Annotated in this window: 21 protein-coding genes; 14 read left to right on the top strand and 7 right to left on the bottom strand. The window is 55.5% G+C overall.

Translation table 11 applies throughout. The annotated features are described in order from the left end of the window. Positions 1-108 precede the first annotated feature (108 nt). Positions 109-699: a hypothetical protein gene (locus tag ACXKZD_RS14255; RefSeq protein ID WP_033756863.1), complete on the bottom strand. Its 591-nt coding sequence runs from the start codon at positions 697-699 to the stop codon at positions 109-111. A gap of 364 nt (positions 700-1,063) precedes the next feature. Between ACXKZD_RS14255 and ACXKZD_RS14250 the strand changes: the two genes are divergently transcribed. The 4 genes from ACXKZD_RS14250 to ACXKZD_RS14235 all read left to right on the top strand — a co-directional run bounded on the left by ACXKZD_RS14250 (position 1,064) and on the right by ACXKZD_RS14235 (position 5,371). Then, positions 1,064-2,350 carry an HAAAP family serine/threonine permease gene (locus ACXKZD_RS14250; RefSeq protein ID WP_010671264.1) on the top strand — a complete coding sequence of 429 codons (1,287 nt, stop codon included), beginning with the start codon at positions 1,064-1,066 and terminating at the stop codon, positions 2,348-2,350. 241 nt (positions 2,351-2,591) lie between these two features. Next, the gene (locus tag ACXKZD_RS14245) at positions 2,592-3,689 is read left to right on the top strand and encodes an ABC transporter substrate-binding protein (protein ID WP_033756865.1); all 1,098 of its coding nucleotides are present in this window, start codon (positions 2,592-2,594) and stop codon (positions 3,687-3,689) included. A 278-nt stretch (positions 3,690-3,967) separates the two neighbouring features. Then, the gene (locus ACXKZD_RS14240; RefSeq protein WP_033756867.1) at positions 3,968-4,432 is read left to right on the top strand and encodes an RcnB family protein; all 465 of its coding nucleotides are present in this window, start codon (positions 3,968-3,970) and stop codon (positions 4,430-4,432) included. Between the two features lie 102 nt (positions 4,433-4,534). Beyond that, a complete protein-coding gene (locus ACXKZD_RS14235; RefSeq protein ID WP_033756869.1) occupies positions 4,535-5,371 on the top strand; it encodes a Cof-type HAD-IIB family hydrolase in 837 nt (278 codons plus the stop codon). A gap of 165 nt (positions 5,372-5,536) precedes the next feature. Here ACXKZD_RS14235 and ACXKZD_RS14230 read toward each other — a convergent pair whose 3' ends face one another. Continuing rightward, the gene (locus ACXKZD_RS14230) at positions 5,537-6,685 is read right to left on the bottom strand and encodes an iron-containing alcohol dehydrogenase (RefSeq protein WP_033756949.1); all 1,149 of its coding nucleotides are present in this window, start codon (positions 6,683-6,685) and stop codon (positions 5,537-5,539) included. A 291-nt stretch (positions 6,686-6,976) separates the two neighbouring features. Here ACXKZD_RS14230 and gntT point away from each other — a divergent pair, with 291 nt between their 5' ends. Continuing rightward, positions 6,977-8,293 (top strand): gluconate transporter, encoded by a 1,317-nt coding sequence (gene gntT / locus ACXKZD_RS14225; protein ID WP_010258995.1) that lies wholly within the window; start codon positions 6,977-6,979, stop codon positions 8,291-8,293. Between the two features lie 198 nt (positions 8,294-8,491). Here gntT and ACXKZD_RS14220 read toward each other — a convergent pair whose 3' ends face one another. Then, a complete protein-coding gene (locus ACXKZD_RS14220) occupies positions 8,492-8,737 on the bottom strand; it encodes a hypothetical protein (protein WP_010258994.1) in 246 nt (81 codons plus the stop codon). Positions 8,738-8,993: 256 nt separating this feature from the next. Here ACXKZD_RS14220 and ACXKZD_RS14215 point away from each other — a divergent pair, with 256 nt between their 5' ends. The 3 genes from ACXKZD_RS14215 (at position 8,994) to ACXKZD_RS14205 (ending at position 10,902) form a co-directional block, all read left to right on the top strand. Then, positions 8,994-9,077 carry a small membrane protein YohP gene (locus ACXKZD_RS14215; protein WP_019105993.1) on the top strand — a complete coding sequence of 28 codons (84 nt, stop codon included), beginning with the start codon at positions 8,994-8,996 and terminating at the stop codon, positions 9,075-9,077. Between the two features lie 957 nt (positions 9,078-10,034). Next, positions 10,035-10,244: a transcription antiterminator/RNA stability regulator CspE gene (gene cspE, locus ACXKZD_RS14210; protein WP_006118399.1), complete on the top strand. Its 210-nt coding sequence runs from the start codon at positions 10,035-10,037 to the stop codon at positions 10,242-10,244. Positions 10,245-10,470: 226 nt separating this feature from the next. Then, positions 10,471-10,902, top strand: coding sequence for a GNAT family N-acetyltransferase (locus ACXKZD_RS14205; RefSeq protein WP_010258992.1), 432 nt, complete (start codon positions 10,471-10,473; stop codon positions 10,900-10,902). Here the strand turns inward: ACXKZD_RS14205 and ACXKZD_RS14200 are convergent. Further along, on the bottom strand, positions 10,880-12,235 hold the full coding sequence (locus tag ACXKZD_RS14200) for an aminotransferase-like domain-containing protein (protein ID WP_033756872.1): 1,356 nt from the start codon (positions 12,233-12,235) through the stop codon (positions 10,880-10,882). The genes ACXKZD_RS14205 and ACXKZD_RS14200 overlap by 23 nt on opposite strands. Before the next feature lie 120 nt (positions 12,236-12,355). Between ACXKZD_RS14200 and ACXKZD_RS14195 the strand changes: the two genes are divergently transcribed. The 6 genes from ACXKZD_RS14195 (at position 12,356) to tatE (ending at position 17,026) form a co-directional block, all read left to right on the top strand. After that, positions 12,356-13,324 (top strand): ABC transporter substrate-binding protein, encoded by a 969-nt coding sequence (locus ACXKZD_RS14195; protein ID WP_089414487.1) that lies wholly within the window; start codon positions 12,356-12,358, stop codon positions 13,322-13,324. Then, positions 13,324-14,112 carry a deaminated glutathione amidase gene (locus ACXKZD_RS14190; RefSeq protein WP_061704242.1) on the top strand — a complete coding sequence of 263 codons (789 nt, stop codon included), beginning with the start codon at positions 13,324-13,326 and terminating at the stop codon, positions 14,110-14,112. Before ACXKZD_RS14195 ends, ACXKZD_RS14190 begins: the two co-directional genes overlap by 1 nt. 22 nt (positions 14,113-14,134) lie before the next feature. Further along, positions 14,135-15,022 (top strand): ABC transporter substrate-binding protein, encoded by an 888-nt coding sequence (locus tag ACXKZD_RS14185; RefSeq protein WP_010671270.1) that lies wholly within the window; start codon positions 14,135-14,137, stop codon positions 15,020-15,022. Then, positions 15,019-15,963 carry an amino acid ABC transporter permease gene (locus ACXKZD_RS14180; RefSeq protein WP_159227176.1) on the top strand — a complete coding sequence of 315 codons (945 nt, stop codon included), beginning with the start codon at positions 15,019-15,021 and terminating at the stop codon, positions 15,961-15,963. Before ACXKZD_RS14185 ends, ACXKZD_RS14180 begins: the two co-directional genes overlap by 4 nt. Then, entirely contained in the window at positions 15,960-16,730 is a 771-nt protein-coding gene (locus tag ACXKZD_RS14175; protein WP_010258981.1) for an amino acid ABC transporter ATP-binding protein, read from the top strand. The genes ACXKZD_RS14180 and ACXKZD_RS14175 overlap by 4 nt, the downstream gene beginning before the upstream one ends. 92 nt (positions 16,731-16,822) lie before the next feature. Beyond that, positions 16,823-17,026 carry a twin-arginine translocase subunit TatE gene (gene tatE, locus ACXKZD_RS14170; RefSeq protein ID WP_010671272.1) on the top strand — a complete coding sequence of 68 codons (204 nt, stop codon included), beginning with the start codon at positions 16,823-16,825 and terminating at the stop codon, positions 17,024-17,026. Between the two features lie 112 nt (positions 17,027-17,138). Here the strand turns inward: tatE and lipA are convergent, their stop codons facing one another. The 3 genes from lipA to ybeD form a co-directional block, all read right to left on the bottom strand. Further along, complete coding sequence (gene lipA / locus ACXKZD_RS14165) at positions 17,139-18,104, bottom strand: lipoyl synthase (protein ID WP_010258979.1); 966 nt, start codon at positions 18,102-18,104, stop codon at positions 17,139-17,141. Positions 18,105-18,273: 169 nt separating this feature from the next. Then, positions 18,274-18,933 carry a lipoyl(octanoyl) transferase LipB gene (gene lipB, locus ACXKZD_RS14160; RefSeq protein WP_029519432.1) on the bottom strand — a complete coding sequence of 220 codons (660 nt, stop codon included), beginning with the start codon at positions 18,931-18,933 and terminating at the stop codon, positions 18,274-18,276. Between the two features lie 80 nt (positions 18,934-19,013). Further along, on the bottom strand, positions 19,014-19,277 hold the full coding sequence (ybeD, locus tag ACXKZD_RS14155; RefSeq protein ID WP_003854030.1) for a DUF493 family protein YbeD: 264 nt from the start codon (positions 19,275-19,277) through the stop codon (positions 19,014-19,016). Positions 19,278-19,316: the final 39 nt, after the last annotated feature.

Genomic DNA, 19,316 nt, shown 5'->3' with positions numbered 1-19,316 from the left:
AGGCGTGGCCACGCACGGGAAAGACTCAGGAAACCTGAAATCGAAACCTGCCTGAAGTGTAGTAATCCTTTAAGGAGTAAGCAGAGCGGTGCAGCCGGCTGGTCAGTTTCAGCCGGGCTGACAGGGCGGCTGCACCTGCGTTGTGGCGACCGTCACGGCTCGGGTTTCGGGTTGCCAGAGAGCGAGGTCGGCAAACGCACGACGATAAACCGTGTCGATTTGTGCCGGAACCTGTTCGATGTAGTGCCAGGCATGCTCACGCGTTTCACCGGTGAGTTGCTGCAGATAGTGCCGCGCGTCGTCCAGCGTCGGGATCTGGCCTTCAACACCCGCCATGCGGGCAGGCAGACCGGTCCAGATCAGACCTTCTATGCCTTTGGTCTTAGCCCACTCTGCCAGTGGTCCCGCTGAGGTCGCTGTCACCGTCATCATCCCGATGCCATCGATACGGCTGTCCGGAATGGCCTCACGGAGGCGCAATGCGCGGCAGGCGGTCTCAAGTGAGGCGGTATTCAGCCAGGCCCAGTACACCGCCACCGGGCTGGCGTTAAGGCAGATCGCGGTCGACAGCTCGCCGCCGTCAGCGATGCGCACAAACTCAATCGGTAGCTCAGGACCATCATGATGCCACTGACTGGCCACCGGCAGTGCGCCAGCTTTCCAGATTAACGATCCCCATCCGAGGCAGGCAATTTTCATTCTCTTCTCCAGTGCACCTGTCGGCGTGATCGCGACAGAATCTGTTTAAGCGTAGCCCGTTGCGCTGAACCGTTACAGGGATCACCTTTTTAGGGGCGGTAAAACTGCCACAAAGATGGCATGATCGCCGCGCAGTCACTTTGCACAACCTGACGGTTTTTTCAGCAATCCATGCGTGTTTATCTGCACGGCTTGAACTTTTATCGTCAGGTAGTGTAAAAAGTGGCGCACGCAATCGATTACCTATGCACGGGCGGGTCAGCATCACGTTGACTGATCCGGTTGCAGCTGAGGCGCAGAGTGGGGCGGACATTTGCCTGCCTGACGGCTCAGGTTACTGGCGGCTTTTAAAACGGAAGATCTGATGAAAACCACGCAAACTGGCACGCTGGGCGCGCTTGAGAGTGACGTCGATACAGGATGGCGTAAAACCGACACCATGTGGATGCTGGGTTTATACGGCACGGCGATTGGGGCGGGTGTGCTGTTCCTGCCTATCAATGCTGGCGTCGGCGGGCTGATCCCGCTGATCATCATGGCGATACTGGCGTTTCCGCTGACCTTTTTTGCGCACCGCGCCCTGACCCGATTCGTTCTCTCCGGTAAAAATCCGGCCGGGGATATCACCGAGGTGGTCGAGGAGCATTTTGGTGTTGGTGCGGGCAAGCTGATTACGCTGCTCTATTTCTTCGCTATCTACCCGATTCTGCTGATGTACAGCGTAGCGATCACCAACACGGTTGAGAGCCTGATGGTGAATCAGCTCGGCCTGGTGCCGCCACCGCGTGTGCTGCTGTCGCTGCTGCTGATTGTCGGACTGATGACCATTGTGCGTTTCGGCGAGAAGATGATTGTCAAAGCGATGAGCGTGCTGGTTTATCCCTTTGTGGCGGTGCTGATGCTGATGGCCTGCTATCTGATCCCGCACTGGCACGGCGCTGTGCTTTCGACCCTGAACGTTCAGCCCGCGGGCAGCAGCCTGTGGATGACGCTGTGGCTGGCGATTCCGGTGATGGTCTTCTCCTTTAATCACTCGCCGATTATCTCCTCATTCGCGCTGGCAAAGCGGGAAGAGTATGGCGATGCCGCAGAGAAAAAGTGTTCGCGCATTCTGGCCTGCTCGCACCTGATGATGGTGGTGACGGTGATGTTCTTTGTCTTCAGCTGCGTGCTGAGCCTGTCGCCTGAAGATTTACACGCCGCCAAGGCGCAGAACATCACCATTCTTTCCTATCTGGCGAACCATTTTAAGGTGCCGATGATCGCCTGGCTGGGACCGCTGATTGCCATTGTGGCGATCACGAAATCGTTTCTCGGTCACTATCTTGGCGCGCGCGAAGGATTTAACGGCATGGTTAATAAGGCGCTGCGCAGTCGCGGCAAAACCATCGCGCCCGCCAGACTGAATCGCCTGACCGGACTCTTTATGCTGCTGACGACCTGGCTGGTGGCAACGCTGGATCCCAATATTCTCGGCATGATTGAGACGCTTGGCGGGCCGGTCATTGCGATGATTCTGTTCCTGATGCCGATGTACGCTATCCAGAAGGTCCCCGCGATGCGGAAGTACAGCGGTCACATCAGCAATCTGTTTGTCGTGCTGATCGGACTGATTGCCATCTCCGCAATCTTCTATTCGCTGGTGAAGTAACACTTAGCGCAACAGGCGCATCTCAATCCCCCTGGGATGCGCCTGCCATTCTGCCCGCCCTTCGCCATTCTCTCCGTGCACCTCCACGTATTCAGCGATATCGCTCCCTGATTTAAGCCCGCTGCCGCGTTGTTAATGCCGCCTCTCAGACGCATCTGGTTAGCAATAGTTACATTTGGTACTTATCAGCATGGTAGAGTTAACGCGAATAATTATTATTCCCTAAAAGGACAGGAGAAAAATGAAAATCGGGATAGTTGCTGCCACCACACTTTTACTGTCAACCGCCTGTGCGGCTACCACCTATCCGGTCACGGTGACCGATATGGATGGTCAGAAAATTACGCTGCAAAAAGAGCCGCAGCATGTGATTTTACAGGATGGGCGTGACGTGATGGCGCTGGCATTACTGGATCGCCAGAACCCGTTTCAGCGTGTCGTTGCCTGGAACAACCTGCCGAAAAAGCAGGATACCCAGACCTGGGACCTGCTGAAGCAGCGCTGGCCGCAGGCGGCATCGATTGTTGATATGGGCTTTAACGATCAGGGGCAGGTCAATCTGGAGAGCGTGCTGGCGAAGCAGCCCGATCTGATGATTGCGCAACTGCGCGCCAAACCGGCCCTGACCCAGTCAGGCGTGCTCGCCACCCTGAAAAATCTCCATATCCCGGTGCTGTTCCTTGATGTTGAACTTCATCCGAAAGAGAACACCCTGAAGAGCGTGAAAGTGCTGGGCACCGTTCTGAATCGCGAAGCCGAGGCGAAAGCCTACGCCGATTTTTACCAGCAGCGCTGGCAGATGCTTCAGCAGAAGATTGCGCAGGTGCCCCACAAGCCAACCGTGTTTATTGAACCGATTGCCGGTAACAGCGACAACTGCTGCTTTACCCACGGTCATAACGGCTGGGGCGCGCTGGTGGAAGCGGTCGGTGGCAAGAATATCGGTTCTGCACTGCTGCCCGGCAGCTCAGGATTTGTGTCGCTGGAGAAGATTATCGCCATGAAGCCGGACGTCTATATCATGACCGGCTCTAAACGCCCGAACAGTAACGTGCTGCCGTTTGGTTACGGTGCCAGTCAGACCGACGTGACCGCCACCTTTAACCGCCTGCAGAGCCGCACCGGTCTGGAGCAGATCGAACCGGTGAAACAGAAGCGGGTGTATGGCGTTTATCACCATTTCTATAATCACCCTTACAACATTATCGGCATGGAAATTCTGGCAAAAGATCTCTATCCGGAAGTGTTCCGCGATCTGGACCCGACGGCTGATTACCACCACATCGTGACGCACTTTACCGGGTTACCGGATGCGCCAGTGATCCTCAGCACGCCATAACCGCAAAAATGTCAGGGTGCGTTTCAGCATCCTGACTTTTCATCGGCCATCATCCGTCAACCAGAGCGTGATTTTCAGACAGCGCAGGTTGCCCGGTTAACCTCTGGATTGCGTCAGCAACGTTGTCATCGCATGTCCTGTGTTAAGAAAGCGCTAAGCAAGCGTAATAGTGTGTAAGTTACCGGATTTTAAGACTTTTACAGATGTCTCCCGCCACAATTATTGCCATGATGCCGATCAACGGTGCCTGAACAGCCGTTATTTTCGGAGGCAGTTTCATGAAAAAAACAACATTAACGCTTATCGCTTCACTTTTAACATGCAGCACACTCTTTTCTCAGGCCTCACGGGCAGACGATCGTGATGACGCGCACCGCAAGCCTGTGCCGCATCAGAACGGTGACCATCGTGCTGACAATCGCGGTTCTGACCAGAATCAGGAGCGTGGCAACAACCGTCATGACAGCGTCAATCATCGCCCGGATCAGGACAACAACGGTCGGGGCAGAGAGGCACGTAATGACCGCGACCATTTCGCCTGGCAGGGACACGACTTCCGTCGCGGGCATCCTGTCCCGCAAGAGTACCGCGGCGACCATTACCGCGTAGCCGACTGGCATGAACGCGGTCTGCGTGAACCGCCGCGCGGTTATCACTGGGCAAACATCGACGGCAACTATGTGCTGATTGCTGCTGCAACCGGGGTAATTACCGCGCTGGTGCTGAACAGCGCCCTGAACTGATCCCCAGGGGATGGCTGCGGCCATCCCTCTTTCTTTCCGTTTTGCTGCGCCAGCGGCTATCCTGACACTCCACGCTGAAAATTCCCTGTGTAAGGAGTCATGATGACGACGGTTAAGATGGTTGCGGTAGATATGGATGGCACCTTTCTGGACGATAACAAGCAGTACAATCGATCCCGCTTTCTCGACTGCTATCAGCAACTCACCGCCCGTGACATCAAATTTGTGGTGGCCAGCGGCAATCAGTATTACCAGCTCAAATCCTTCTTCCCGGAGATCGCCAGCGATATCGCCTTTGTAGCCGAAAACGGCGCATGGATTATCGATCGTGATGAGGAACTGTTTTGCGGTGCCTTTGAACGCCGCGATGTTGACGCGGTGATCGATACCCTGCAAAACGGCGACTATCCGGGTCTGCGTTACCTGCTGTGTGGCCGGGAGAGCGCCTGGTACTTCGACGGCATGGAAGAAAACTGGCTGAAGAAGATGCGCCATTACTGTCACCGGCTGAAGCCGATTCATCATCTGGATGAGGTGCAGCATGACCGGCTGTTTAAGTTCGCGCTGAATCTCTCTGATGACTATATCGAGCCACTGATGGCGGATATTGAACGTCTGCATCAGGGGCGAGTGGCAGCGACCTCAAGCGGTCACGGCTCGGTGGATTTGATCGTGCCGGGGAATCATAAAGCGCACGGTCTGGATCTGCTGGCACAACGCTGGGGGATCGCGCACGACCAGGTGCTGGCCTTTGGTGATGGCGGTAACGATCTGGAGATGCTCAGACAGTCTGGCTTCAGTTTTGCCATGGACAACGCGCCACAGCGGGTGAAACAGGCGGCACGCTATGCCGCACCTTCTAACAACGAGCAGGGCGTGCTGCAGGTGATTGAGCAGATGCTGGCAGGTGAGGGGCCTTTTAGCGCCACGCAGGCTTAGCCGCCTGGCGCTGCGATTAAGCCAGGGCGGTTAGCGCCGTGATTCAGCCAGCCGCCTGGCTCAGAGAGCGGGTGCAAAAGGATAGCGCTGAGGAGCAGCAAAGCCGGGCGAGGCTGGCAGGCCCGGTTGTGCCTGGTCAGCGAATGCGGGCAACGCGGCTCCTGATCACGCCGTGATTTCCCAGGCCTGCGCGATCATCATCTGCATCTGTTCGCGGCTGTAATTCACCAGCGAATTTTTGCTGTTGGCTCGCGCCAGAATCCACTCCACCTCGGCGCGGCTCAGTGAAGGGCCATCCTGCCAGAATGGGGTGATCGCCTGCTGCTGCAGCCACTGTTTCAGAAACTGCGCCGGTGAGTCCGTGGTTTCGCTGAAGAGCTGCGGGTGCAGTTCCGCCATCAGCTTACGCTGCAGTGGCTGTTCGCTGTCGGACAACAGATCCAGGAACGGAAACAGCAGACGTCCGCACACTTCACCGTGATGGAACGGCTTTATCGCGCCCAGTTCCCCTGCAATACCGTGGATCACCCCCAGACCCGCACTGCTGAGACTGACACCGCCCAGCCACGACGCCATCATCATCGCTTCCCGTGCCGCGTCGCCAGCAGCATCCTCACGATTAAGTGCAGGCCAGGCCTGAACAAACTGACGCAGGCCGGTCAGCGCCAGCTGTCGGGTAAAGAGGTTGCCTTTGCCGGAGAGATACGCTTCGAACAGGTGGGTAAACGCATCAATACCGCAGGTTGCCAGCACCCGGTCAGGCGCACCTTTCAGCAGATCGGCATCGAGAATTGCCACCTCCGGCACAAAGACCGGGTGGCGCAGTGACGCTTTTATCTGAATGTCACGCTGATCAGTCACCACCGCATTTTGCGTCACTTCACTGCCGGTACCGGCGGTAGTCGGGATAGCAATCAGCGGCAACGTGATGGGCTGAACCGCGGTGTCGCCCACTTTTTCCAGATAGCGGGCGGTTGGCAACGGATGTTGTACCATCGCACTAAACGCTTTCGCCGCATCCAGCACGCTCCCGCCGCCAATCGCGACGACCCGATCGACATGACCGCGCCAGCGCGCAACCCAGCCATCGATCTCGGCGGGTGAGGCTTCATGACTGACAATTTCATAGCCAATAATATGATCGTTGAGTCCGGCTTTTAGCCGGGCATATGCGGGGCCTTGCAGAAAAGATTGTCCACAAAACAGCAGGGTAGGCTGTGACCGGGCGGCCAGCAGCGGTACCAGTTTATCCAGGCTGCCCCGGCCAAAGAGGGTTCGTTGATTACTGTACAGCTCACTCAGGTTCTCACTCACCAGCGCATCCTTTTTACATTTCGCTAAAATCTGAGTGTAACGAAAAGCAAGGCGCCGCGACTGGCAAACTTTCTGATAACGCATTGGCAAAAAGTTGATCACCTTCGCAAAACAGAAATTCACCCCCGGCGGGGTGGTGCTTTCCTGCTGATGTTACCCTTAACATGTTATCGGTAACAGCGTTTGTCGGGATGTGTAAACATCTTACAGCGCACTGTTTTGTAGCCCTCAGGGGATCATGATAATAAACCGACACTGAATGATGTTCAGTGCACAAGGTGGAGAAAAGCTATGCCATTACTCTATGTGGCGATTGGCGTCGCGTTACTGCTGCTGCTGATGATTCGCTTTAAGCTTAATGGATTTATCGCGCTGATCCTGGTGGCGCTGGCGGTCGGTGTGATGCAGGGCATGCCGGTTAATAAAGTGATTACCTCAATCAAAGCGGGCGTGGGTGGCACGCTGGGCAGCCTGGCGCTGATCATGGGCTTTGGTGCCATGCTCGGTAAATTGCTGGCCGACTGCGGCGGTGCGCAGCGTATTGCCACCACCCTGATTGAAAAATTCGGCACTAAGCATATTCAGTGGGCGCTGGTGCTGACCGGTTTTATCGTCGGATTTGCGCTGTTCTATGAAGTCGGCTTTGTACTGATGCTGCCGCTGGTGTTCAGCGTTGCGGCGTCGGCACGTGTGCCGCTGCTCTATGTCGGGGTGCCAATGGCGGCTGCCCTGTCCGTGACGCACGGCTTTCTTCCGCCGCATCCTGGCCCGACCGCAATCGCGACGCTGTTTAACGCTGACATGGGTAAAACGCTGCTGTTTGGTACGCTGCTGGGTATTCCTACGGTGATTCTGGCGGGTCCGGTCTACGCCCGCTTCCTGAAAGGCATCGACAAACCGATTCCTGAGGGTCTCTATAACCCGAAAACCTTTACCGAGGCGGAAATGCCGGGGTTTGGCGTCAGCGTCTGGACGGCACTGGTACCTGTGGTGCTGATGGCGCTGCGTGCGGTGGCAGAGATGCTGCTGCCTAAAGGCCATGTGCTGCTGCCCTATGCGGAGTTCTTTGGCGACCCGGTGATGGCGACACTGATTGCGGTGCTGATTGCAATCTTCACCTTTGGACTGAATCGCGGCCGCACGATGGAACAGGTCATGGATACCCTGACCGACTCGATCAAAATCATCGCCATGATGTTGTTGATCATCGGCGGTGGTGGTGCCTTCAAACAGGTGCTGGTGGATAGCGGCGTGGATAAATACATTGCCAGCATGATGCATTCTACTCAGCTGTCGCCAATCTTTATGGCCTGGTCGATTGCCGCGGTGCTGCGTATTGCTCTGGGTTCTGCCACGGTAGCGGCCATTACCGCCGGGGGAATTGTGGCACCGCTGATTGTTACCAGCGGCGCCAGCCCGGAACTGATGGTCATCGCCGTAGGGTCCGGTAGCGTGATCTTCTCGCACGTTAATGACCCGGGCTTCTGGCTGTTCAAAGAGTATTTCAACCTGACGATTGGCGAAACCATCCGCTCCTGGTCGGCGCTGGAAACCATTATTTCGGTCTGTGGTCTGGTGGGTTGCCTGCTGCTCTCCTGGGCGATTTAACCTCTGGCCGCTGGCAAGCCTGCCAGCGGCTCTCCGCTTTCGCGTTTCTCCCGCTGCCTCTTTGAGCTTTGAACATCCCGTCGCGCTTGCTGCCCCTGTTGCCGGTTAAACCGGAAAGGCGGGATGTGCGGGACAGACAGCATAAAAAAGGCCGCAAGGTGCGGCCTGACAGAGAAGATTCAGTCTGAATCTGCCACGTTAATGAGGCGGTTCAAAACCGGCTTTCACCATCTGTTCCCGCAGCGCGTGTGCAATGTCACGGTTGCCACCGGTAACGGGGTAGATAACGTTATTCACCACATCATCAAGGTAGTGCTCGTCAAACTCCTGCAGAGAGAGCTGCGTGCCGCCTTCATCGTTGATGGCGAAAGTCCCTTTGATGTGGTTACCGCTGTTTTTTGCCTTGAGGCTGTAGCGGCCCATGCTGGTATTAATCGTGCTCATAAGATCTCCTCGCGACTCATTTTCAATCTCATCACTCTTGAGGCCTGCCTTGCCGCCTAAATTTTAGCCAGGAGTGTTCTGTAAAACGAAGAAAGAGAGCCGTTAAAAAGTGGTGTTGCGATCGTTATCTCAGAATTTAAATAAAGCTCAGGGTTGATGAACTTATGACCAGTTGAGCCGTAAGTGAAGCGGCAGGGCGCATTTTCCTGTCTATAATGCTTAAAGGAAAAGTGTTTAATTGGTGAGGGGAAAGGAAATGAAAATTATTCTGTGGATTATTGCGATCATTTTTATCGTTGGCTTACTGACCCTGACAGGGGTGTTCAAACTGATTTTCTGATATCTGTTAACGCTTCAGCAACAGCGGGCACCTAATCAGGTGCCCGCAATGTTTTCTGGCTGGCCAACAGAGCGCCTGTAATGGGATCCATCGGCGTATTGGGCAGCAGATCCTGTGAGCCCAGAGGTTTCTTACAGTATGCGCAGCAGGCACCATGAAAGTTTCGCTGGCCCTCGCGGTAATCAGTAAAAACGAATCGGGCGCTTCCACATTGACCGCAACGTATCTTCATCACCATCCTGTGTCTCACCCTCCTTTTACTCAGCATTAACGGATGCCTGTGCCTGACCGGTTAAGCGGACTTTATCTATTGCGCGGCAATATTATTTCGCACTGCGATAAGAAAAGTAGTTTCTTATACTTTTGATTGTTTGTTGCCAAATGCGCATTCGGCCACTAAAAAGCATTTCATTGATCCAGATCTGTGTTTATTAGTTGTTGGCTAAAATATCCGCGAATAGCCTGCCATGACTGATGATAATGGCACAGCCGACTCATTTTTTTTGGCGAGGGAGCGGGATCTGCGCCAGTGAATTTAAGATTTATCGTACAATAAATAGCCACTGGCAGGACGCAGGCCTGAAAAAGCAGAAAAACGGGTTTAAGGTCATGGGACTTACCGTCTGGATGATAGAAAAAAAATGTCCTTTTAGCGGCGTAAACGTCATTAAGAACAGGAATATATCTTAATCAGATTTTTCTTTTTAACGTCAGTAACGTAACCGCTTAAAATTAAAAAGGGTTTCGTTTCCAGCAGGTTAGCGACCGATACCCGCTCTGCGCCTGATACGCGTTGAGCGATGTTTCGCAAGTCGAAAAGCAGGAAAGTGTGATGGATGTACAGAATGTCGATATTTATCACTTTTTCATCAAATCATGCTGGACAAATCCCTCAGCAATTGCTGTACTAGACCCCGACACAGTTTAGTGTCCATTTTTCATGTAAAGGTAATATAGATGTCTAAGATCAAAGGTAACGTTAAGTGGTTTAATGAATCTAAAGGATTCGGTTTCATTACTCCTGAAGATGGCAGCAAAGATGTATTCGTACATTTCTCTGCAATCCAGAGCAACGGCTTCAAAACTCTGGCTGAAGGTCAGCGCGTAGAGTTTGAAATCACCGACGGCGCTAAAGGCCCATCTGCTGCTAACGTTATCAGTCTGTAAGTTAACAGTCAGAATTCTAAAAACCCGCCTTATGGCGGGTTTTTTTATGGCTGTAATCTGCGCTTCATCCCCCCTGTCGTACTCTCACTCTCGGCGTGTTGCCGCACAAACTGCGCGGCGGTTCACACTAAATAACCGTAACATATTTATAACAACCCGATATGCAGCTTTTTGGCTTGCGACGCTATATAACTGTGCGACAGAACCCGGTGAGTGAGGAGGCAGGATGAACATACGTCAGGCAGAGTTGAAAGACAGTTTTGCGTTGAGTGCATTACTGAGCGAGTTAGGCTACGGCGGCACTGAAAGCTTTATTGAACAGCGCCTGGCGCAGTTATGCAGCGATCCCAGTGAAGCGCTGTTGGTGGCTGAACATGGCAGTCAGGTGCTGGGGTTTCTCTCCTTACATTTTATTCCTCAGCTGGCGCTGGCCGGTGATTTCGCCCGCATCAGCTATTTCTGCATTGCAGAAGGTGAGCGCAGTAAAGGCGTCGGCCAGCAGCTGATTCAGCATGCCGAAATGCTGGCGGCTCGTCGTGGCTGCGATCGCATGGAAGTCCATTGCCATCAGTCACGTCTCAAGGCGAACCAGTTCTACGCCCGCGAAGGCTATGTTGAATCCCCCTGTTATCTCATCAAAGATCTGCAAGCGAGTTAACTTCCCGTCCGCTGGCGATGATCAGCGCCCCGGCAATCATCTCCCGCTGTTCATCCCTGAGGCTGGCGATACTGACGCGAATAAATTGGGTTGGGCCGAGCCGACAGCGCTCGCCTGGCACGACCGCAATACCGCGGGCAGCCAGCGTGATCATGGCAAACTGCTCTGAAGTCACCGGAATATAGAGGCTTAATCCGTCGCGAAGCGGCAGATCAAGTCCACGCTGTGCCAGCGCCGCGAGCAACGCTTCACGCCGTTGCCGGTAGGTCGCGCGTGCGGTGGCGATCTGCCGTTGCGTTTCCTCATCCTCCAGCAGCCACGCCACCGCATCCTGCAGAATGCGGCTGGTCCAGCTGACGCCAAAATTTCGCCATGACTGAATGCGCCTGACCATCTCCGAGGTGGCAGAGAGCACTGCCAGCCGCAGATCCGGTCCATAGGCTTTGGAAAACGAACGGACGTGCAGCGTGCGCTCAGGAAAGATTGAACCAAGGCTCCAGCTCGCCTCCGCGGAGAGATCGCCAATACCATCATCCTCAACGATCAGTGTGTTGCTCTGTTGCAGAACCTGCGCCATTGCCTGACGTCGCGCCGGGCTGATGCTGTTCCCGGTGGCCGAGTGGGTGCGGGGCTGATAGATCAACATTACCGGTGCCTGCTCCAGCAGAAGAGAAAGAACCTCTGGCAGCGGGCCTTGATCATCACACGCCAGCGGCAGAATCTCTGCGCCGACGTTATCCAGTATATCGAGTAGCCGGGTCGCGGTTGGATCTTCAATAATCACGCGGTCTCCCGGCGAGACCAGGGTTTGCACCAGCAGATTCATCGCGTCAAAACCGCCATCTGTCGCCAGAAACGCCTCGGCCGCATAGGGCCAGCGCGGCGCGATCGCCTGAAGCAGCGGCGCGGAAATCGCCTCACGGGTGTAGCTGTTGAGCTGCGGTGAGTGCAGGGCCGCCTGCAGCGCACGCTGCAGGTCAGGCAGCAGGGCGGGGTCGGGCGCGGCGAGGGTCAGATCGGCGCGGATGTTATCACCGTAGTTGCCGATCTTCTCAAAGCGAATCGGACGCGGCATCACCGTATTACTACTGACCCAGACACCACTGCGCCCCTTGCCCGCCAGCACTTTCTGCTTTCTGAGTTGCGCCCAGGCAGCAGAAACGGTTGCCGGGCTGACACCCAGCTGCTCCGCTATCTCCCGCACCGCAGGCATCTGCATACCTGTCGCGATCTGTCCGTCACGAATCAGCGCGGAGGCTGCCTGTGCAATGCCTTTCACTGAAGGCGATTTTATCTGGCTGCAAAACCAGTTGAGGTCGACGCTCTCTGTCATAAGAAAATACTTTGTTCAGTAACAAATTAATGATTGTTCAGGTAAGTATTCCGGATCTAGTATCAAATTCAAGCACTATTTTATGCCCCGTCCCGACGGTGCAGCGTAAACGGAGAGATCATGGCAAGGCTACTCATCAGACTGGCGGTACGCGACTGGGACTACTTCACCCCGCTGGCGCTGGGCGATATCAGACCAGAAGGTTTTGAACTGCAGATCGACCGCGTCGGCACACTTGTGAATGATCTGGCGACCAGCCCCGACTATGACGCGGGCGAAGTCTCCTTCAGCCGCTATGCTCAGGGCCGGGCCAGAGGAGACGAAACACTGCTTGGCCTGCCGCACTTCCTGATGCGCGGCTTCCGCCAGCGCTGCATTATCACAACCAGCAGCAGCCCCATCACCACGCCTGCGCAGCTGAAAGGTAAGAGAATCGGCGTCACCGGCTGGCAGGATTCGGGCAATACCTGGACACGCACGGTGCTGCGTGAAGCAGGCGTCGAAATCGATGATGTGTTCTGGTATGCCGGTCGTCTTACTGCCGATCATCCGATTGTCGATCGGCTGGCGGGATTTGGCCGCCCGGGCCGCATTGAACCCGCGCCTGACGAACGACCGCTGATAGAGATGCTGCAGGCGGGTGAGCTGGATGCCATCTTCACGCCATTTATGCCGGAGGGCTTTTTCCTGCCTGGTTCGGGATTACGTCAGCTGCAGACCGATTTTTATCAGGCGGAGCGGGACTACTTTAATCGTGTCGGCTATGTGCCGGGCATCCACATTCTGGCGCTTAAACCGGCACTGGCGGCGGCGCATCCGTGGCTGCCTGCGGCGTTAAGTGAGGTCATCGATCGCTCTTACCGGCTGTGGATGCAGAAAAGAGAGAAATATGCCGACACCACGCCGTGGCTGCTGGACGATTTGCGACGCACTGCGCAGGAATTGCCCGCTGACTGGAATCAGAATGGTTTTAGCGTTAACAGAAAGATGATTGCGGACTTTGGCCGTGAGCTCTATGAGCAAGGGCTGACTCACCAGGTACTGACGCCGGAAGCAATGTTTCCGGCCGCTGCGGGAGAAGACAAATGATGAAAGTAGCACTGGGACAATTTGCGGTGAGCCGCGAATGGCAGGAGAACGCCAGTATCTGTCTGGACTTAATGCTGCGGGCGACAGAAGGTGGCGCCGATCTGCTGGTACTGCCGGAAGGGGTGCTGGCACGTGATATAGCCGACCCCGATTTAGTGCTGAAGGCGGCGCAGCCGCTGGATGGTCCTTTTCTGAGCCAGCTGCTGGCCGCCAGCAAGCATACTGCGCTGACCACCATGATGAGCATTCACGTTCCCACCGGGGAGCAGAAAGCGCTCAACGTACTGGTAGCGATCCGCAACGGTGAGATCATCGCCGCCTATGAAAAGCTGCATCTGTACGATGCCTTTGCGATGCAGGAGTCGCAGCGGGTCAATCCCGGCCACGTCATTCCGCCGCTGATTGAGGTCGCGGGTATGAAAGTCGGATTAATGACCTGCTATGACGTGCGCTTCCCGGAGCTGGCGCGTCGGCTGGTACTGGATGGTGCAGAGGTGCTGGTGCTGCCTGCCGCCTGGGTTAAAGGTCCGCTGAAAGAGATGCACTGGGAACTGCTGACCCGCGCCCGCGCGCTGGAAAACACCTGCTATATGGTGGCGGTGGGGGAGTGCGGCCCGCGCAATATCGGCAACAGTCTGGTGGTCGATCCGCTGGGCGTGGCGGTGGCAAATGCGGCTGAATCGCCGGCGCTGCTGTTTGCCGATCTCGATCCTGAGCGCGTCGCCTATGCCCGCCGGGTGCTACCGGTACTGGAAAACCGGCGCTTTGCCCGTCCCGAACTCAACTGATCCGCTGAACCAGGAATCCATTATGACGAAGAGAGCAACCGCCTTAATCGTGGCGCTGGGGCTGACTGCATCCCTGGCGCAGGCTGCCGACGCTATTCCGGTGCAAAAAGTTGATCAGGCCCTGCATGACAGACTGCCGGATGAGATCAAAAAATCGGGCAAAATGATTTCAGTGAATAACGGTTCATTTCCGCCCTATGAAATTGTGAATGGCCCGCACTCAATGGAGGGCGCGTCGGCCGAATTAACGACTGCACTGGCACAACTGCTGGGTGTGAAGATCGAGCATGCGACGGTGAGTGGTTTATCGGGCGTACTCACCGGCATCAATGCGGGTCGTTATCAGCTGGCAATTGGGCCGATTGGTGATTATCCGGACCGTCAGCAGAAAGTGGATTTCATCGATTTTGTGCAGGAGTTCGTGGTGTTCGGCGTGCAGAAGGGCAATCCGGCCAGAATCAATCAGCTGGACGACACCTGCGGCAAGCGCATTGCCGTTATGGCCGCTGGCTCTGCGGAACAGGTTATCCGTAAGCAGTCAGCCCGGTGTGTGGCCGACGGGAAACCGGCCGTGACGGTGCAGGCCTTTACCGATCAGCCTTCATCAATTCTGGCGGTACGCTCTAAACGCTCCGATGCGTTCTTCTCATCACAGGCGCCGCTGACTTACTTTGTTAATCAGGCGAAAGGGCAACTTGAGCTGGCGGGCAAAGGGCAGAAAAACGGCTTTGGCGATATTTTCCAGGGCACGGTGGTGCCGAAAGGCTCGCCGCTGGGTCAGGTGGTGCTGGATGCCTACAAAGAGCTGTATCAGAACGGAACGTATGCGGCCATCATGAAAAAGTGGCAGCTTGAGGGCAACATGACCACCGCACCCGGACTGAATCTGGCGAAAGAGGCCAGCAAATGAGCCCGCCGCGCCATCTGCACAGCGGTGACAGAGGCGAGGCACAGCTGCGCGACGTGGCGTTCGCTCGCAGCGCCCCCACTTACGGACGCTGGATCAGCTGGATTTTAGTGCTGGTGATCGGCACCAATCTATTGTGGCTGGTGGCGACCAACCCTAATTTTGAATGGCAGGTGGTACTCAAGTGGTTTACCGAAGGATCCGTGCTTAAAGGGTTGCAGGTCACTCTGGGGCTGACAGTGGTGTCGATGGTACTCGGCACGCTGCTCGGTCTGCTGCTGGGCGTCTGGCGGCTCTCTGAGAACCGGTTGCTGCGCGGCGTTGCCGGACTCTATATCTGGTTCTTTCGTGGCACGCCGCTGCTGGTACAGCTGATCTTCTGGTACAACCTTTCTACGCTGTTTCCGGCGCTGTCGCTGACGCTGCCGTGGACCGATATCACGCTGGCCAGCTGGAATACCAACGATCTGATTACGCCGCTGACAGCTGCTATTGCCGGGCTGGCGCTGAATGAAGCGGCCTATATGGCGGAAATTATTCGCGCCGGTCTGCTGTCGGTGGATAACGGTCAGGTAGAGACCACACAGGCCTTTGGCATGAGTCGTTCACGGGCGCTGCGGCGCATCATTATTCCGCAGGCGATGCGGTCGATTATTCCGCCCACCGGCAACCAGCTGATCAGCATGATCAAGGCGACGTCGCTGGTCAGCGTGATCGCAATGGGCGATCTGCTCTATTCGGTGCAGGCCATCTACAACCGTACCTTCGAGATCATCCCGATGCTGATGGTAGCGGTGATCTGGTATCTGCTGATCACCTCGATCCTCAATCTGGGCCAGTCCGCCATCGAGCGTTACTACGCGCGTGGCACTCGTCGGGTGGCCAGCGCCCCCAGACGCGCCGCCGTCGCGGCTAACGTGCAACCCCAGCAGGAGGAGCAATGAGTCAGCGTGAACCCCTGGTCTGCGCCCGCAATGTGCAGAAGAATTACGGCGACAATCAGGTTCTGAAAGGGATCGATCTGGATGTCTGGCCCGGTGAAGTAGTGGTGATCCTCGGGCCATCTGGTTCCGGTAAATCCACGTTTCTGCGCTGCATCAATCATCTTGAAGAGATGAACGCCGGATCGATTCGGGTCGGCGATGAGCAGATCGGGTATGTACTTAAAGGGCATGTGCTGCACCGGTTGTCGCCACGCCAGATCGCCCGTCAGCGCCAGAAAATTGGTATGGTGTTTCAGCAGTTCAATCTCTACCCCCATATGACCGTGCTGCAGAACATCACTGAAGCGCCCATCGGCGTGCATAAATTCCCGCGTCAGGAGGCTATGGCCCATGCCCGATCGCTGCTGGCGACGGTGGGGTTAAGCGATAAAGCGGACGCCTGGCCACGTCACCTCTCGGGCGGACAGCAACAGCGTGTGGCGATTGCGCGGGCGCTGGCGATCAAGCCGCAGCTGATGCTGTTTGATGAGCCGACCTCCGCGCTCGATCCGGAACTGGTGGGCGAAGTGCTGGCGACCATGCGTACCCTGGCCGACCAGGGATTAACGATGATCGTGGTGACTCATGAGATTAGCTTTGCGCGGGAAGCCGCCGATCGCGTGGTTTTTATGGATGGGGGGGTGGTGGTGGAGCAGGGCACGCCTGAAGAGGTGATCGCGAATCCACAGCATCCGCGCACCCAGGCGTTCCTGAGTCGCTTCATCTGAGATCTTACTCTGTTACAGATTCCAGTTGTCGCCGCAGGCAAACTGCGCGTAAATATCAGTCACCGTGATTCGATAAAGTTGAAAGGTTAAATATGGAAGGTATCAGTATTGCCAAGCTGCTGATTATCGGTGCGCTTATCGTACTGCTTTTTGGTACCAACAAGTTGCGCTCACTGGGTGGCGATCTGGGCTCCGCAATCAAGGGCTTTAAAAAAGCCATGAAAGATGAAGATACCAGCGCAACCCGAACTGCGGCTGAAGACGTGCCGGCAGAACGCGTCGTTCATAAAGATTAATCGGTTATTTGCTGCAAATAACTGTTACTTTTTATTTCAGGCACAGATAAAAAAACCAGACTGTTTCCAGTCTGGTTTTTTGTTTTTCGGGCTTCCTGAAGCAAAAGCGTGCTTATTTCACTTCTTCGCCTTTAGCCTGCATATCCGCATGATAGGAAGAACGGACAAACGGACCGCACGCGGCATGGGTAAAGCCCATCGCCATCGCTTCTTCTTTCATTTCATCGAACTCAGCCGGGCTGACGTAACGCTGAACCGGCAGGTGGTGGCGGCTCGGCTGCAGATACTGGCCCAGCGTCAGCATGGTGACACCATGGCGACGCAGATCGCGCATCACTTCAACGATTTCGGCATTGGTTTCGCCCAGGCCCACCATCAGACCCGATTTTGTCGGGATGTGAGGATGCGCCTCTTTGAAACGTTCAAGCAGCTTCAGTGACCACTCGTAGTTCGCGCCCGGACGCACCTGGCGGTAGACGCGCGGTACGTTTTCCAGATTGTGGTTAAACACATCCGGTGGCGTCGCGGTAAGAATCTCCAGCGCGCGATCCATACGGCCACGGAAGTCCGGCACCAGCGTTTCGATTTTGATCGTCGGATTTTTTTCGCGAATCGCGCTGATGCAGTCGGCAAAGTGCTGTGCGCCACCATCACGCAAATCATCGCGGTCAACCGAGGTGATCACCACGTAGCGCAGGCCCATATCGGCAATCGTCTGCGCCAGTTTAGCGGGTTCGTTAGCGTCAGGGGCATTGGGGCGGCCATGTGCCACATCGCAGAACGGACAACGACGGGTACAGATTGCGCCAAGGATCATAAAGGTGGCGGTGCCGTGGTTGAAGCATTCGGCGAGGTTAGGACAGGATGCCTCTTCACAGACTGAGTGCAGCCCGTTTTTACGCATCGCGGCCTTAATGCCCTGAATACGACTGGAGTCAGCTGGCAGCTTGATTTTCATCCATTCCGGCTTACGCAACATCTCCTGCCGTTCAACAGCCACGGTTTTCACCGGGATCAGCGCCATTTTGTCTGCGTCACGATATTTGACGCCGCGTTCCATCTGAATTGGTTTACTCATAAATCAGCAGGTTCCGGTCGGATTGCGATTTGAAAGCGTTCCCACTCAAACCGGGAAGGCTGCTTTCAACTTTATTTGAAAAAAGTGCAAAAATTATATCATCACATCGCCTGCGAAGCAGCCACAGTCAGCGCGGATAAGTTACATATTTGTAAATTCGCATTCTGCGTTAAGGTTTAACAGGGAGATCCCCTGAAATCCATTCAACATTTTCATAACCTGACAGCCGCGCAAACGCGCTGACCAGCGGAGAGTGTACCTGCTCCGTCGTCACCTCTGGCTGGAAATTTTTCAACTGGGTCATGCTCATGCCGGCGTAACCACAGGGATTGATGCGCAGGAAGGGCGACAAATCCATAGCAACATTCAGCGCCAGACCGTGAAACGAGCAGCCTTTACGGATGCGTAATCCCAGTGAACAGATCTTCTCTTCCCCGACGTAGACGCCAGGTGCATCAGCACGGGCGCGGGCGCTGACGCCAAACTCTGCCAGGGTGGCGATAACCGTCTCTTCCAGAATGGTCACCAGCTGGCGTACGCCGAGCTTACGGCGTTTTACATCGATCAGGACGTACATCACCTGCTGTCCTGGCCCGTGATAGGTGACCTGACCCCCACGGTCACTCTGCACCACCGGGATTTCGCCTGGCATCAGCAGATGCTCTGCTTTGCCCGCCTGACCCTGAGTAAAGACCGGAGGATGTTCAACCAGCCAGATTTCATCACGACTCTGGTCGTTGCGCTGGTCGGTATAGTGATGCATGGCGTCGGAGACAGATTGCCAGTCGCGCAGACCTGACTGGCGGACAAGAAGAGTTTCAACTGACAAAACGATAGCCCGCTAAAGGAAAAAACGCTGAGGATAACGTCGGCAAACCGTCAGGCAGAGGCGCCTTGCCGACCCGTAAATTACAGTACCATCCGCACAATTTCGATGTTGCCCAGCTCTTCGTACAGGCGTTCTACCTGCTCGATGTGGGTGGCGGTGATAGTGATGTTGACGGAGTGATAGTTGCCTTTGCTGCTCGGCTTAACTTCAGGGCTGTAGTCGCCTGGCGCATGGCGTTGCACCACTTCAACCACTTGATCAACCAGCTCCGGTTGTGCCAGACCCATTACTTTGTAGGTAAACGGGGTAGGAAATTCGAGCAGCTCATTCAGTTTGGTTTTCATATTAACTCCGGTGCATAAAAAACAGGCTCCCGCCTGAGC

It is taken from the genome of Pantoea sp. ABR1s, from assembly GCF_057812235.1.
This window is presented reverse-complemented; position numbering and strand designations above follow the sequence as displayed.

What these genes read in the sequence shown, in the direction of transcription:
- ACXKZD_RS14255 (WP_033756863.1), bottom strand. Translation starts at nt 699, where the DNA reads ATGAAAATTGCCTGCCTCGGATGGGGATCGTTAATCTGGAAAGCTGGC.
- ACXKZD_RS14250 (WP_010671264.1), top strand. Translation starts at nt 1,064, where the DNA reads ATGAAAACCACGCAAACTGGCACGCTGGGCGCGCTTGAGAGTGACGTC.
- ACXKZD_RS14245 (WP_033756865.1), top strand. Translation starts at nt 2,592, where the DNA reads ATGAAAATCGGGATAGTTGCTGCCACCACACTTTTACTGTCAACCGCC.
- ACXKZD_RS14240 (WP_033756867.1), top strand. Translation starts at nt 3,968, where the DNA reads ATGAAAAAAACAACATTAACGCTTATCGCTTCACTTTTAACATGCAGC.
- ACXKZD_RS14235 (WP_033756869.1), top strand. Translation starts at nt 4,535, where the DNA reads ATGACGACGGTTAAGATGGTTGCGGTAGATATGGATGGCACCTTTCTG.
- gntT (WP_010258995.1), top strand. Translation starts at nt 6,977, where the DNA reads ATGCCATTACTCTATGTGGCGATTGGCGTCGCGTTACTGCTGCTGCTG.
- ACXKZD_RS14220 (WP_010258994.1), bottom strand. Translation starts at nt 8,737, where the DNA reads ATGAGCACGATTAATACCAGCATGGGCCGCTACAGCCTCAAGGCAAAA.
- ACXKZD_RS14215 (WP_019105993.1), top strand. Translation starts at nt 8,994, where the DNA reads ATGAAAATTATTCTGTGGATTATTGCGATCATTTTTATCGTTGGCTTA.
- cspE (WP_006118399.1), top strand. Translation starts at nt 10,035, where the DNA reads ATGTCTAAGATCAAAGGTAACGTTAAGTGGTTTAATGAATCTAAAGGA.
- ACXKZD_RS14205 (WP_010258992.1), top strand. Translation starts at nt 10,471, where the DNA reads ATGAACATACGTCAGGCAGAGTTGAAAGACAGTTTTGCGTTGAGTGCA.
- ACXKZD_RS14200 (WP_033756872.1), bottom strand. Translation starts at nt 12,235, where the DNA reads ATGACAGAGAGCGTCGACCTCAACTGGTTTTGCAGCCAGATAAAATCG.
- ACXKZD_RS14195 (WP_089414487.1), top strand. Translation starts at nt 12,356, where the DNA reads ATGGCAAGGCTACTCATCAGACTGGCGGTACGCGACTGGGACTACTTC.
- ACXKZD_RS14190 (WP_061704242.1), top strand. Translation starts at nt 13,324, where the DNA reads ATGAAAGTAGCACTGGGACAATTTGCGGTGAGCCGCGAATGGCAGGAG.
- ACXKZD_RS14185 (WP_010671270.1), top strand. Translation starts at nt 14,135, where the DNA reads ATGACGAAGAGAGCAACCGCCTTAATCGTGGCGCTGGGGCTGACTGCA.
- ACXKZD_RS14180 (WP_159227176.1), top strand. Translation starts at nt 15,019, where the DNA reads ATGAGCCCGCCGCGCCATCTGCACAGCGGTGACAGAGGCGAGGCACAG.
- ACXKZD_RS14175 (WP_010258981.1), top strand. Translation starts at nt 15,960, where the DNA reads ATGAGTCAGCGTGAACCCCTGGTCTGCGCCCGCAATGTGCAGAAGAAT.
- tatE (WP_010671272.1), top strand. Translation starts at nt 16,823, where the DNA reads ATGGAAGGTATCAGTATTGCCAAGCTGCTGATTATCGGTGCGCTTATC.
- lipA (WP_010258979.1), bottom strand. Translation starts at nt 18,104, where the DNA reads ATGAGTAAACCAATTCAGATGGAACGCGGCGTCAAATATCGTGACGCA.
- ybeD (WP_003854030.1), bottom strand. Translation starts at nt 19,277, where the DNA reads ATGAAAACCAAACTGAATGAGCTGCTCGAATTTCCTACCCCGTTTACC.